General features: G+C 56.3%; 13 protein-coding genes. 6 read left to right on the top strand and 7 right to left on the bottom strand.

Annotated elements, in window-relative coordinates; all coding sequences use genetic code 11:
* Positions 1–31 precede the first annotated feature (31 nt).
* The 6 genes from F3J31_RS19260 to F3J31_RS19235 form a co-directional block, all read right to left on the bottom strand.
* Positions 32–937: an EamA family transporter gene (locus F3J31_RS19260; RefSeq protein ID WP_008500138.1), complete on the bottom strand. Its 906-nt coding sequence runs from the start codon at positions 935–937 to the stop codon at positions 32–34.
* A 134-nt stretch (positions 938–1,071) separates the two neighbouring features.
* Complete coding sequence (locus F3J31_RS19255) at positions 1,072–2,451, bottom strand: carbohydrate porin (RefSeq protein ID WP_008500137.1); 1,380 nt, start codon at positions 2,449–2,451, stop codon at positions 1,072–1,074.
* A gap of 138 nt (positions 2,452–2,589) precedes the next feature.
* Positions 2,590–2,892 (bottom strand): PTS lactose/cellobiose transporter subunit IIA, encoded by a 303-nt coding sequence (locus F3J31_RS19250; protein WP_008500136.1) that lies wholly within the window; start codon positions 2,890–2,892, stop codon positions 2,590–2,592.
* A gap of 5 nt (positions 2,893–2,897) precedes the next feature.
* A complete protein-coding gene (locus tag F3J31_RS19245; RefSeq protein ID WP_167214787.1) occupies positions 2,898–4,274 on the bottom strand; it encodes a glycoside hydrolase family 1 protein in 1,377 nt (458 codons plus the stop codon).
* A 17-nt stretch (positions 4,275–4,291) separates the two neighbouring features.
* Positions 4,292–5,620, bottom strand: coding sequence for a PTS cellobiose transporter subunit IIC (locus F3J31_RS19240; RefSeq protein WP_008500133.1), 1,329 nt, complete (start codon positions 5,618–5,620; stop codon positions 4,292–4,294).
* An 11-nt stretch (positions 5,621–5,631) separates the two neighbouring features.
* A complete protein-coding gene (locus tag F3J31_RS19235) occupies positions 5,632–5,946 on the bottom strand; it encodes a PTS sugar transporter subunit IIB (protein WP_008500132.1) in 315 nt (104 codons plus the stop codon).
* A gap of 293 nt (positions 5,947–6,239) precedes the next feature.
* On the opposite strand from F3J31_RS19235, the gene F3J31_RS19230 reads away from it, so the two are divergent.
* A complete protein-coding gene (locus F3J31_RS19230) occupies positions 6,240–7,190 on the top strand; it encodes a LacI family DNA-binding transcriptional regulator (protein ID WP_008500131.1) in 951 nt (316 codons plus the stop codon).
* 50 nt (positions 7,191–7,240) lie between these two features.
* On the opposite strand, the gene F3J31_RS19225 is transcribed toward F3J31_RS19230, so the two are convergent.
* Entirely contained in the window at positions 7,241–7,537 is a 297-nt protein-coding gene (locus F3J31_RS19225; protein WP_032654360.1) for a YicS family protein, read from the bottom strand.
* A 141-nt stretch (positions 7,538–7,678) separates the two neighbouring features.
* Here F3J31_RS19225 and F3J31_RS19220 point away from each other — a divergent pair, with 141 nt between their 5' ends.
* The 5 genes from F3J31_RS19220 to F3J31_RS19200 all read left to right on the top strand — a co-directional run bounded on the left by F3J31_RS19220 (position 7,679) and on the right by F3J31_RS19200 (position 12,809).
* Positions 7,679–8,098, top strand: coding sequence for a GNAT family N-acetyltransferase (locus F3J31_RS19220; RefSeq protein WP_167214784.1), 420 nt, complete (start codon positions 7,679–7,681; stop codon positions 8,096–8,098).
* Between the two features lie 147 nt (positions 8,099–8,245).
* Positions 8,246–9,046: a lipoprotein NlpA gene (gene nlpA, locus F3J31_RS19215; protein ID WP_008500128.1), complete on the top strand. Its 801-nt coding sequence runs from the start codon at positions 8,246–8,248 to the stop codon at positions 9,044–9,046.
* Positions 9,047–9,169: 123 nt separating this feature from the next.
* On the top strand, positions 9,170–9,949 hold the full coding sequence (locus tag F3J31_RS19210) for an MBL fold metallo-hydrolase (protein WP_167214781.1): 780 nt from the start codon (positions 9,170–9,172) through the stop codon (positions 9,947–9,949).
* A 26-nt stretch (positions 9,950–9,975) separates the two neighbouring features.
* Positions 9,976–10,929 (top strand): helix-turn-helix domain-containing protein, encoded by a 954-nt coding sequence (locus F3J31_RS19205; RefSeq protein ID WP_167214778.1) that lies wholly within the window; start codon positions 9,976–9,978, stop codon positions 10,927–10,929.
* Positions 10,930–11,111: 182 nt separating this feature from the next.
* On the top strand, positions 11,112–12,809 hold the full coding sequence (locus F3J31_RS19200; RefSeq protein ID WP_167214845.1) for a ShlB/FhaC/HecB family hemolysin secretion/activation protein: 1,698 nt from the start codon (positions 11,112–11,114) through the stop codon (positions 12,807–12,809).
* Positions 12,810–12,823: the final 14 nt, after the last annotated feature.

The following is a 12,823-nucleotide window of genomic DNA, read 5'->3' as shown; positions in this document are numbered from 1 at the left end:
GGTGTACGGTCCGGGATGAGGGGACATCAGGCTAAGCCGATGTCCTCACCCGTCTTCTTGAATCCATCGAAATCAGCACCACCGACGACACGATCAGCAGCGTCCCCAGCCAGTCCGGCAGGGTAAACGCCACGCCCAGCAACATCACCGACAGCAACGCGCTGCTCAGCGGCTCGGCGCAGCTCAGAATGCTCGCCTTCGGCCCGCCGATCATCTGCGCGCCTTTCAGATACAGGCTGAAGGTCAGCGCGGTGCCGATCACCACCAGATAGAAAAACGCCAGCAGCAGGCTGCCGTCAATGACGAAGGTAGTCCCGCGCCCGGCGTAGAACGGCGTCAGCATTAACCCGGCAATCAACATACTCCAGCCGACAATCGGCAATGTGCCGTAGCGGGCAATCAGCGTTGACGGATAGGTGGTGTAAAACGCCGCGGCAAACGCCGAGGCGATGCCAAAGAACAGCGCGGCTGGCGAGATGGAGAGCGAGGTTGGGTCGCCGTGGGTCACCAGCAGGAACGTCCCGACAAGCGAGGTCACAATTGCGGACAGAACAAACACGCCGGGGCGCGTTTTCCGCGCCAGCGCGAACCACGCCACGATAATGGTTGGCGACAGAAACTGCAGCACGGTGGCGGTAGCGGCGTTGGATTTTTCAATCGTCAGCAGGAAGGTGAGCTGCACGGTGAGCGCGCCGACCAGCGAGAAAAACAGCAGGCTGAGGGCGTCTTTGCGATGCTTGATGACCGAGAAAATCTTGTCGCCGTGAACGAAGGAGAGCGTCAGGAGGATCACGCCGGTAAACAGCAGGCGAACCATGGTCAGGTAAGGCGAAGAAATGTGGCTTTTCTCCATGATGTACTGCGCGCAAACGCCGGAACTGCCCCATAAAACGGCGGCGATCAGGACGTTCAGCATCCCTTTACGTGTGGAACCCATTTTCTCCCCTGCTATGTTGATTTTTTTCTAGCATAACATGGGATCTTGCCGGATGGCGCTGCGCTTACCCGGCCTACAAAACCTTGTAGGCCCGTGCAAGCGCAGCGCCGCCGGGCGAAACAAACGACGCTCTACTAGAACCACGCCTCCCACATTGCGCCGACGTTGAAGTCGTCGAGCGTCTCGTCTTTGGTGTTGTTCACGCGCGCGGTGCGTGCGTTATCCACTTTGCCGCCGGTCACGTAGAAGCGCAGCATCGGACGGAACTCTGGCCCCATGGCGATAGACATGTTCTGCGACAGGGTCAGCTTCCAGCCCTTGTTGTCGCCGCCGTTATCGTAGTCAACGTGCTGCCAGCCTGCTTCCAGCCAGGTGGAGTGAACGTCGTTCCACCAGTGCATCGGGCGCACGATGGCGTTGTAGTTCTTACGGTTGTCGGTCTTATCGCGGCTGTTGTCATAATCGTGGAAGGCGAGGATGTACTCCACCTGCGTCGCCTGGGTGAATTTATACAGCCCTTCGAAGCTGGCGTAGACCGTGGTCAGATCCTCGGTTTTGTTGAACACGCTGTTGTCCGCGTTATCGGAGTAGCGGGCAATCACCTTGTTCACGCCGCTGTCGTTGGTGTGGCTCAGCACCACGCCGCCCTGCCAGGCGTTCAGACGCTCGTCGCTCTCCACCGCTTTCGAGTCAAAGCCGTAGTTGGCGTACAGCTCCAGATCCAGCGGACCGAGCTTCATGCCGTGGATTTTAGACGTCGCGGCGTAGTTGCCTTTGTCGCCCGTACCGGACCCGCCGGTACAGGTGATACGCGACGGGTTCGCTTCGTCTTCCATCACTTCCGGGCTACAGGATTCCACCGCCGCCACGGCGGCGACGTCAAACTGCACGCCGCCGATGTCGAAGTTCTTCACCCCGGCGCCCTGGCCGTCGTGGTTCATCCAGAAGTAATCGTTGATGCCCTGCTGCGGACGCTGGTGGAAGTCACGACCGGCCCAGAAGTAGGCGTTCGGGTTGGAGGCCATAATATTGGTCACCCCGGCGTAGGCCTTTTTCAGGTTAACTTCGTCGCCCCAGTGGTCGATCATCACGTTGATGTCCCAGATGGCGCCGTTTTCGCCCTTGAAGGCTTTAGAGAGCTGGAACTCGCCGCCGTTGCCTTCGTTACCCAGACGACCGATCGCGGACGCGCCGTTGTAGGAGCCATCGACAGCCACGTATTTCTGATCGGCGGCCTGGAAGTGCGCGCCGTAGCGGGCGTAGCCGGTAAATTTAATCCCGAACGGGATCGCCATGTCCGGGGATTGCGCCGCGCTTTGCGGCTCGGTCACCACGTCCGCTTTTTTCGCGACGGCGGCATCCATTTTGGCCTGGCGCTCGGCCAGGGCTTTATCCACCGCTTTCGCCACAATGGCGTCGATTTGCTCCTGGGTGAATTCTTGTGCGAGCACGGAAATTGGGCAAAGCGCGGCGATAACCGCCATGGTTAATGGAAGTTTTTTAATCGTATTCATGGTTATCTCAATATAGTTTAATTTTATTCAGACAATAACCATCCCGCTCCGATCTGACAGAATATGTCGCTATCATCAGAACAAGTGGATTTCTAGTTTTAGGTACAGAGGTATTACATTAATTTATTTCGCCATAGACTATCTCTGATATAAATGAATAATTTCTTCAGACAATTCACGCGCTAATAACGAATTCATTAAATGATCCTGCGCGTGCACCATAATTAAGGTCATCGGCTGGCGGGCTTCACCCGCGTCCTGCTCGATCAGTTTGGTCTGCATCTTGTGCGCCTGGCGCGCATAGCCGTCGGCTTCGCGCAGCAGGCTTTTGGCTTCGTCAATGTTGCCCTGGCGCGCCGCGTGCAGCGCCTCAAAGCACAGGCTGCGGGACTGGCCGGCATTGACGATAATTTCCATTACGGCTTCTTCTAATGCGATCATTATCATTACTCTTTTTCAAAACTATTATTTAAGGCGGTGGCGGCAAACCACTCTCCGCTTTTCTTAATGGTGCGCTGCTGCGTCTCCAGATCGAGCTGGATAAATCCGTAGCGATTTTTATAGGCATTGCACCACGACCAGTTATCGATAAATGTCCACATATGGTAGCCAAGACAATTACACCCTTCGCTAATGCCTTTATGCAGCCAGGTTAAATGCTCAGAGATAAACTCAATGCGGTATTGATCGTTAATCTGGCCATTTTCAATAAAGCGCTGCTCGTTTTCGACGCCCATCCCGTTTTCAGAAATAAAGCAGCGGGGGTTACCGTAATTGTCGCGCAGGTTAATCAGAATATCGTAGATACCTGGCGCGTAGATTTCCCAGCCGCGGTAGGGGTTCATCTTGCGGCCCGGCATCTCGTAGCTATCAAAGAACCATTCCGGCATAAACGGCGCCTGCGGGTTCACCGCGCTGTCGCGGCACTTCACGCGACGCGGCTGATAGTAGTTAATGCCGAGCAGGTCGATTTTCCCTTCCGCAATCAGGAAACCGTCTTCCGGCTTGCAGGCGGGCAGCTGATCGTAAGATTTCAGCAGCGCCACCTGGTCGGCCGGATACTCCCCGCGCAGCACCGGGTCGAGGAAGCTGCGGTTAAACATCAGGTCCGCAACGTGCGCCGCCTTCACGTCAGCCGGGTTTTGCGAGCGCGGATACGACGGCGTCAGGTTCAGCACGATGCCGATCTCCCCCGCGTAATGCCCGGCGCGGTAAGCCTGAACCGCCTTCGCATGCGCCAGCACCGTGTGATACGCCACGGTAGCCGCCCGGCGGAAATCCACCACGTTCGGATAGTGGAAGTCGTACAGATAACCGCCTTCCACCGGCACGATCGGCTCGTTGAAGGTAAACCAGTGCAGCACGCGGTCGCCGAACAGCTCGAAGCAAATCTGCGCATAGCGGGCGTACGCGTCCACCACGTCACGGTTTTCCCAGCCGCCTATCTCCTGCATCGCCATCGGCATGTCGAAATGGAACAGGGTGATGAACGGCGTGATGCCCTGTTCATTCAGTTCATCAATGACCTGATTATAAAAATCGACCGCGTCCGGGTTCACTTCACCGATACCGTCGGGGATCAGGCGCGCCCAGCTAATCGAGGTGCGAAAGCTGTTGTGGTTCAGCTGTTTCAACAGCTGAATGTCCGTTTTCCAGTGCTGATAAAACGTGGAGGTCTGCTGCGGCCCCACGCCATTGTGAAAACGGTTCGGCTCGCGGGCAAACCAGTCATCCCACGTGGTTTCACCCTCTCTTGCCCCTTCCGTCTGGAGAGCGGAGCTTGCGCTGCCCCACCAGAAGTTATCGGGAAATGCGTATTTCATGACCCTTCCTCTTTGACTTAATTGCTTGTGGCTTCAGCGGCACCCACGGTTGCAGCCTGGGCTTTCTGCTCTTCGTTTTTAATCAGCGTACGCTCGTAGGCGCGCAGGAACGGCAGGTACATCAGCGCCGACATCACCATGCAGACCAGGCACATTACCACCGGGCTCAGCGCCCAGTTCGCCGCCCACGAGGCGCCAATCGGTGCAGGGGTAGTCCACGGGGTTAACGAGACGACCTGTGCCAGCCAGCCGAGCTTAGTTGCACCGTACGCCAGGCAGGCGTTGACCAGCGGAACGCACACGAACGGGATAAACAGCATCGGGTTCATGATGATCGGCGCGCCGAACAGAATCGGCTCGTTGATGTTAAAGAAGCTTGGCACCACGCCCATTTTGCCGATGGTGCGCAGGTGCGTAACGCGGCTGCGCAGAAGCAGGAACGCCAGCGGCAGGGTGGAACCGACGCCGCCAATCAGCAGGTAGTGATCCCAGAAGCCCTGCAGGTAAACGTGCGGCAGCGCCGCGCCTGCGGCCAGTGCCGCCTGGTTTGCCGAGAGGTTGGCCATCCAGAACGGGTTCATGATGCCGGTGACAATCAGCGAGCCGTGGATACCGGCAAACCAGAAGATCTGGCACAGCAGCACGGAGAGCAGAATGGCGGGCAGGGAGTCAGACGCGGACACCAGCGGCTCCAGCAGGTGCATGATCGCCTGCGGGATGATCATCCCGGTCTGCGCTTCAATGAACAGGTTCAGCGGATGCAGCGTGCCGATCACCACCATCACCGGGATCAGGATCTCAAACGAACGCGCCACGCCGGTGGGCACTTCCTTCGGCAGGCGGATGGTGACGTTGTTCTGCTTCAGCCAGGCATAGACGCGGGTGGCGTAGATCGCGGTAATCAGCGCGGTGAAGATGCCCTGGCCAGAGAGATACTGGGTCGAGATTTTGCCGTCGGCATATGGCGCGGCGACCAGCAGGAAGGCCATAAAGGCCAGCAGGCCGGACATCACCGGGTCGAGGTTAAACTGACGCCCCAGGCTCGCCCCAATCCCTACCGAGATGAAGAAGGTCATCACGCCCATGCTGAGGTTAAACGGCAGCATCAGCTGTTCGCGGTAGGTCTGGGAGAAATCCAGCCAGCCGCGGGCGAAGCTGTTGGTGGTATCCGCCGAAAACGGTGGGAAGATGAACACCAGCATAAACGAGCCGATGATCATAAACGGCAGCGCGGCGGTAAAGCCGTCGCGGATGGCAATCACGTACTTTTGCTGGCCGAGCTTCGCGGCCAGCGGGGTAATTGACTGCTCAATCACCGCGACCATGGATTGATATAACGAACTCATGTGAACACCTTTTAGTGTGCCGCTTCGATGAGCGACAGAGCAAAGTCCAGTACTTTATCGCCACGCTGCATGCCGTAGTCCATCATGTCGATGGGCTGCACCGGAATGCCATGCGTCGCCGCCTTGTCTGAGAGTGTCTGTAACATGTATTTCACTTGCGGTCCGAGAAGTACCACCTGGTATTGCGGAAACTGCGTATCAAATTCGGAAACACCGTACGCATCAATCTTCACCGGCAAACCACGTTCTTTCGCGACATCGACCATTTTGCTGACCAACAGGCTGGTGGACATCCCGGCAGAGCAGCACAGCATAATCTTGAACATCGACAACCATCCTCTAAATGTAAAAAGTTATTGCGAGGATGATTGGACATGATACGGAAACCGGTTTCCATTCATAAAAGGCAGAACTGTGACAACCATCAAGATCCAATACTTATGAGGCTAATTAACCGGATGCAGGTCACATAATTTGGCTGTTTTGACATCATTTTGAGTGGAAGCGGAAAATCGGTTTCCATGGAAAACGGAAACGGATATACTCCGTTCTGGCTATAATGTGAGCCGAAGCGGTCATGGAATTTGCAGGCGCGAGGTAAGCCTGCCAGGGGAAAGAGATGTCGACAATCAATGATGTATCACGTCTTGCCGGGGTGTCTAAAGCCACGGTATCGCGAGTGTTGAGTGGGTCGCGTGGCGTAAAGGAAGCCAGCCGTCAGGCCGTTCTGAAGGCAGTGGATGAGCTGAACTACCGGCCTAACGTGATTGCCCAGTCGCTGCTGAGCCAGTCGACGGGCTGTATCGGGGTCATTTGCGCGCAGGAAAATATTAATCAGACCACCGGTTATCTCTACGCGCTGGAAAAACAGCTCAGCCAGCATCAAAAACACCTGCTGCTGCGCTTCGCGCACAGTAAAGCGGAAGTGATGCACGCCCTTGAAGAACTCTCTCGCGGGCTTTGCGATGACATCCTGGTGATTGGCGCGCGTTTCCCGCTGGACGTCGATATGGACAACGTCATCCTGGTCGACTGCATGGAGTCTGATAATTCCAACAGCATTCAGTTCGATCACGCCTTCGCAGCCGAAACCGCCTGTAACTACCTGACCAGCCAGGGGCGACGGCAGATTGCCCTGATCCACCCGCACGGCAGCGGGTTTGCCGACCAGGTTCTGCTCGGCTACAAGCACGCGCTGGAGAAAAATTTCCTGCCCTTTAATCGCAACCTTGTGTTCATGGACGCGACCTCCTCGTCCGTTGCGCTACAGGAGCTGCTGAATAACGCCAGCACGCTGAACTTCAACGCACTGCTGGTGGCGGACGAGCAGGAAGCCCAGCGGGTGATCCCGCAGCTGCAGGCGTTTAATAAATCCGTGCCGGACGACATTATGGTCTTTAGCCTGGCCGGATCGCTGCACCTGCCGGGTATTCCGGTGATCCCGGCGATTGAATATTCAATGGATGCCATGGCGGCGCGTATCGTGAGCTGGCTGACGGAGAAAACGCAGATGCTGGGCTCGTATGTGCTGCGCGGGGATTTGATCATTCCAGACGTGCGTAAGCGTTAAAAATATTGTGTAGGCCGGGTAAGGCGCAGCCGCCACCCGGCAAGCAGCATTCAATAATCTTCCATACAATCCACCTGACCAACCGCCGCCCAGTAGGCGTCCAGGTTGTCGCGCTTCACGGCGGTAACGGCATTTTTGATCAGCAGCTGATTGGCCTCTGATGACAAAATCATCGCCTGCCAGGCCTTATCGCTCTGCTTTTTCTGTGGCGTACAGGTTTTCTTTATATCTTTCATGACCTGCTGCTTAATCTGCGCCTCTTTCGCCGGATCCTCCTTTTCCTGAGCATGGACAAACGCGGCGAAGAGCAGACAAACCAGCAGGCAGACCAGATGCGCAGCTTTCATCAACAACCCCCATTAGAAGTCACAGGCTTCCCATGAAATATATCGTTACATTCAGTGTAGCGACGCCAGCCGAAAGTATGAATTTTCTCCACGATGCGTGTGTGAGATAGTGAAACGGCACAGATAACAAGGAGAAAAAATATGCACCTGAGCATTACTGATAATGTTACGACGCAGGATAAAGAGGAGTTACTGACGGGGCTGAGGGCTTTTAACGGAAAGTTTCTCGATCTGACAAATTTTAGCGGCGATGTTGGCGTTTACGTGCGGGACGAAAACGGCACCATGCTCGGCGGGCTCATTGGGGTGCGCAAAGGCGATTGGCTGAATATTGATTACCTCTGGGTGAGCGACACCGTACGGGGAACTGGCGTGGGCAGCCAGCTCATCAGAACGGCCGAAGAAGAAGCCAGGCGCAAAGGCTGCAAGCACGCGCTGGTCGATACCGCCAGCTTCCAGGCGCGTCCGTTCTATGAAAAGCAGGGGTACCAGCTGCAGATGTCTTTGCAGGATTATCCGTACCCGGGCATGCAGCGACATTACCTGGCGAAAGCCCTTTAAGCCCTGAATCCGTAGGCCGGATAAGCGCAGCGTCACCCGGCCATACCCGCATATAACCGATCCTTCTTATTGATTCTTTTTCGGTTTTTATTTCCCCGCCTCGTTGTCGATATAGTCACTACAACATTCAGCAAAAGGAACTGTCTTGTGAAACGTCGATTGGGTGCTCTGGTACTGGCTGGCCTGCTGCTGGCAGGGTGCGATCAAAGTGGCAGCGATGCCAAACACATTAAAGTTGGCGTCATCAACGGCGCCGAACAGGACGTGGCGGAAGTCGCCAAAAAGGTGGCGAAAGAGAAATATGGCCTGGACGTGGAGCTGGTGGGCTTCAGCGGCTCGCTGTTGCCTAACGATGCCACCAACCAGGGGGAACTGGATGCCAACGTCTTCCAGCATCGCCCGTTCCTTGCAGAGGATAACAAGGCGCATGGCTACAAGCTGGTGGCCGTGGCGAACACCTTTGTTTTCCCGATGGCTGGCTATTCCCGCAAAATCAAATCCGTGTCTGACCTGAAGGACGGCGCAACCATTGCCATTCCAAACGACCCGACTAATCTGGGACGCGCGCTGTTGCTGCTGCAAAAAGAGAAGCTCATCACCCTGAAGCCAGATACCGGGCTGCTGCCGACGGCGCTGGATATTACCGCCAACCCTAAGCAGCTGAAAATCATGGAGCTGGAAGGGGCGCAGCTGCCGCGCGTGCTGGACGACCCGAAAGTGGATGTCGCCATCATCAGCACCACCTATATTCAGCAAACCGGGCTTTCGCCAGTGCATGACAGCGTCTTTATCGAAGACAAAAATTCGCCGTACGTGAACATCGTGGTGACGCGCGAAGACAACAAAGACGCGGAGAACGTGAAGGAATTTATCCAGTCGTATCAGTCCCCTGAAGTAGCGAAAGCAGCGGAGACGATCTTTAACGGCGGGGCGGTGCCGGGCTGGTAAAAGTACCAGCATAAAGCACGGTGACGTAAATTGGCCCGATTTCATCGGTAATCGCTCTTTAACCCACAGCGTGACGCGCGACGGCTGGCTATCCTCCTTATCACACCAACCGGAGGATAGCCCATGAACATCACCCACATTCGCAATGCCACCCAACTGATTACCTATGCCGGAAAACGTCTTTTAGTCGACCCGATGCTGGCCCCACAGGGCGCTTATCCGGGCTTCCCTGGCACGGCCCATGCCGAACGCCGCAACCCGACGGTCGAACTCCCCGTTGACGTCAACGCGCTGCTGGACGCCGACGCGGTGATCGTCACCCATACCCATGACGATCACTGGGATCGCGCCGCGGCGAAACTGATCGCCAAAGACAAACCCATTTACGTACAAAATGACCGCGACGCCGCGCTGCTGCGCAGCCAGGGGTTCAGCAACCTGACGGTCATGACCGACGAGACCACCTTCGGCGAGATACGAATTGCGAAGACCCACGGCGGCCAGCACGGTACCGATCGCGCATACGCCGTGCCCGAACTGGCGGAGCGGCTGGGCGAGGCCTGTGGTGTGGTGCTGCGTCATCCTGATGAGAAGACGCTCTATATTGCCGGGGATACCGTCTGGCGTGACGAGGTGGCGGCCGATCTGCAAAAGCATCAGCCGGACGTGGTGGTGCTGAACGCCGGCTATGCCCACGTCATTGGTTTTGGGCCCATTATTATGGGGCAGGAGGATGTGCTCAACGTCCATTTCCTGCTGCCGCAGGCTAAAATTGTGGCGATCCATATGGAAGCCATTAACCACTGTCTGTTAACCCGCAGCGCGCTGCGGGAGTACGTTGAAGCCAACCAGGTGAGTGACGCAGTGAGCATTCCCCAGGATGGCGAAACCGTTATATTCTGAGTGTCTGAAAGGGAAAGGAGAGACAGATGTCGCTAATCAACGTCGCGATTGTCGCGGTAGACGGGTTCAGCCCGTTCCACTACTCCGTTCCCTGCATTCTGTTTGGCGACTCGGTCTCCGGAGAAAAGCGCTTTAACGTGACGATCTGCGCCGAAACGCCAGGGTTTCTCACCTCAAAAGACGGATTTGCTCTCAACGCCACGCAGGATTTTACCGCCATTGGGCAGGCCGATATTGTTGTCGTTCCTTACTGGCAGCACGTTCTTGAACGCCCGCCGCAGTCGCTGCTCGACAACCTGGTACAGGCGAGAGACCACGGTGCGGAAATCGTCGGGCTGTGTCTGGGGTCGTTTGTGCTGGCCTGGGCGGGGATCCTCGACGGCAAACGTGCGGCCACCCACTGGGAGTTCGAACGTCAGTTTCAGTCGCTCTTCCCGAACGTTCAGCTGGATATTAATGCCCTTTACGTGGATGACGGCAATATCATCACCTCCGCCGGGACTGCCGCAGCCCTCGACTGCTGCCTGTATATCATTCGCCAGCGCTTTGGCAGCGTGGTCGCTAACCAGATTGCCCGTCGGATGATTGTTCCGCCCCACCGCGAGGGCGGGCAGGCGCAGTTCATCGCCCAGCCGGTACCCAAAGATACCCGCGACGGACGCATTAACTGCCTGATCGACTACCTGCAGCAGCACATCACCGAACCGCATAGTCTGGACTCGCTGGCGGACGTGGTCTCGATGAGCCGCCGCACCCTGACCCGTCATTTTGTTAACGCTACGGGGATGAGCGTCACCGACTGGCTGACCGCCGAACGCCTGCGGCGCAGCCAGATCTTACTGGAAGCCGGAAATATGCCGATTGAACGCGTGGCTGAGTTGGTGGGGTTTAATTCCGCTGTCACCTGGCGACAGCAGTTTAAAGCGCGTTTTGGGGTGAGTCCCGCAGAGTGGCGAAAAACTTTCCGTCTTCACAGCTAGTGTCTTCGGGCTAACTCAAGATTTAAGGCTTAGTTAAATTAGTTCGTATTTTTTCTTAATACCCTTCTCATTTTTCTGAAAGAAAAATTTATTTCAGATGCCCTAACGCAAATTAGATATACTCGCTTTAAGAATGCTCTTATATTACGCAAATAATCATTGCGGACATTTTTGTGGCATGGATGAATAGCTCCAAAATAAAAAATAGAATAATTTCATTAGTAAATTATGCTGCTGCTATCTTATTGGCCGTCTTTTTTTTAGCGCGCGCCAATGCTGCGCCGCTGTCGCCGGCCGATCGCGATTCCATTCAACAGCAACAGCAGCAGCTTTTATTACAGAACCAGCAACAGCGTGAGGAGCTGGAGCGCAGTATTCCTCGCCCTGCGCCCGCCAGACCGCTGCCTGTTACCGGCTCCGGGCCCTGTTTCACCATTCATACCATTACCCTTTCCGGTGCGACCTTAATCTCACCGAAAAACCGGCAGACCCTTGTCGCGCCGTGGCAGGGCCGCTGTCTGGATATGGCGAAAATAACGGAACTTCTCGCCCATATTTCTGACTGGTATATCAGCCGGGGATATATCACCAGCCGCGCTTTTCTTACCGAGCAGGATCTCTCCGGCGGTCAGCTGAATATTGTTGTGCTGGAAGGCAGACTGGAAGCGATCCGTCTGGAAGGCGAAACGCCGCGTATGCTGAAAATGGCGTTTCCGGGACGGGTGGGCGGCATCCTTAATTTACGCGACATCGAACAGGGCATGGAGCAAATTAACCGTTTGCGTACCGACCCGGTTCAGATTGAAATTCTTCCGGGAACGCAGGCCGGATATTCCATCGTTAATCTCACGGCAAAACCGGAATTTCCCTTAAGTGTATCCGTAAGTCTGGATAATAGCGGGCAGAAGAGTACCGGCGAAGATCAGTTGAGTGGCGTGCTCACCGCCAATAATATGCTGGGGCTGGCGGATAAATGGTTTATCAGCGGCGGGCGCAGCAGTGATTTTGCCAGCGCGTACGATGCGCAGAATTTCCAGGCGGGCGTCAGCGTGCCGTTTGGCTACGGATTACTGGACTACAGCTACGCCTGGAGTAACTACCGGACCACCATCAATAACCAGGGATTCAACTGGCTCTCCACGGGCGATACCAAAACCCACCGCGTTAACGCGTCCTGGGTGGTCTTCCGCAACGGGGAGGTGAAAACCGGCATTGCGGCTGGCGTGGTTCAGCGCTCCAGTCGCAACTGGCTCAACGACGCGCCGCTTCAGAGCAGCACGCGCAACCTCTCCAGCCTGATTCTTGGGATCACGCACACGCAAAAAATGCTGGGCGGCGTGGCGACCTTCAACCCGACCTGGAGCCACGGCATGCCGTGGTTCAATGCCGAAACCGACGAAGATAAGTCCGGGGATGTGCCGCGTGCGGAATTCCGCAAATGGAGTCTGAACGCCAGCTTCCAGCGGCCGATTACCCGTAATGCCTGGTGGCTGACCAGCGCCTACGGCCAGTGGTCGCCCGATCGGCTGTACGGTTCCGAGCGCCTGACGCTCGGCGGCGAAAGCTCCGTGCGCGGTTTTAAAGAGCAGTACCTGTCCGGGGATAACGGCGGCTACTGGCGTAACGAGCTGGGGTATTCCCTCTTCACCCTTCCGGTGATTGGCGCAGTGAGCGCAACGGTCGCCGTTGACGGCGGCTGGCTGGAAAAAGACCGTCAGGACCGTTTTGCCTCCGGCACGTTATGGGGAGGCTCGGTGGGGCTGAGCAGCGCAGGGCGCTGGTACAGCAGCCAGATTTCGGTCGGCACGCCCCTGCACTACCCCGACTGGCTCGGCCCGGATCATGTGAGCGTTAACTGGCGCATTGCCTTCATGCTTTAAGAGACTCTACGACT

This window comes from Enterobacter sp. Acro-832, assembly GCF_011752745.1.
Classification (GTDB): Bacteria; Pseudomonadota; Gammaproteobacteria; order Enterobacterales; family Enterobacteriaceae; genus Enterobacter; species Enterobacter quasiroggenkampii.
The sequence above is the reverse complement of the archived record's forward strand: the minus strand, read 5'-3'. Positions and strand labels throughout refer to the sequence as shown.

What these genes read in the sequence shown, in the direction of transcription:
- F3J31_RS19260 (WP_008500138.1), bottom strand. Translation starts at nt 937, where the DNA reads ATGGGTTCCACACGTAAAGGGATGCTGAACGTCCTGATCGCCGCCGTT.
- F3J31_RS19255 (WP_008500137.1), bottom strand. Translation starts at nt 2,451, where the DNA reads ATGAATACGATTAAAAAACTTCCATTAACCATGGCGGTTATCGCCGCG.
- F3J31_RS19250 (WP_008500136.1), bottom strand. Translation starts at nt 2,892, where the DNA reads ATGATCGCATTAGAAGAAGCCGTAATGGAAATTATCGTCAATGCCGGC.
- F3J31_RS19245 (WP_167214787.1), bottom strand. Translation starts at nt 4,274, where the DNA reads ATGAAATACGCATTTCCCGATAACTTCTGGTGGGGCAGCGCAAGCTCC.
- F3J31_RS19240 (WP_008500133.1), bottom strand. Translation starts at nt 5,620, where the DNA reads ATGAGTTCGTTATATCAATCCATGGTCGCGGTGATTGAGCAGTCAATT.
- F3J31_RS19235 (WP_008500132.1), bottom strand. Translation starts at nt 5,946, where the DNA reads ATGTTCAAGATTATGCTGTGCTGCTCTGCCGGGATGTCCACCAGCCTG.
- F3J31_RS19230 (WP_008500131.1), top strand. Translation starts at nt 6,240, where the DNA reads ATGTCGACAATCAATGATGTATCACGTCTTGCCGGGGTGTCTAAAGCC.
- F3J31_RS19225 (WP_032654360.1), bottom strand. Translation starts at nt 7,537, where the DNA reads ATGAAAGCTGCGCATCTGGTCTGCCTGCTGGTTTGTCTGCTCTTCGCC.
- F3J31_RS19220 (WP_167214784.1), top strand. Translation starts at nt 7,679, where the DNA reads ATGCACCTGAGCATTACTGATAATGTTACGACGCAGGATAAAGAGGAG.
- F3J31_RS19210 (WP_167214781.1), top strand. Translation starts at nt 9,170, where the DNA reads ATGAACATCACCCACATTCGCAATGCCACCCAACTGATTACCTATGCC.
- F3J31_RS19205 (WP_167214778.1), top strand. Translation starts at nt 9,976, where the DNA reads ATGTCGCTAATCAACGTCGCGATTGTCGCGGTAGACGGGTTCAGCCCG.
- F3J31_RS19200 (WP_167214845.1), top strand. Translation starts at nt 11,112, where the DNA reads ATGAATAGCTCCAAAATAAAAAATAGAATAATTTCATTAGTAAATTAT.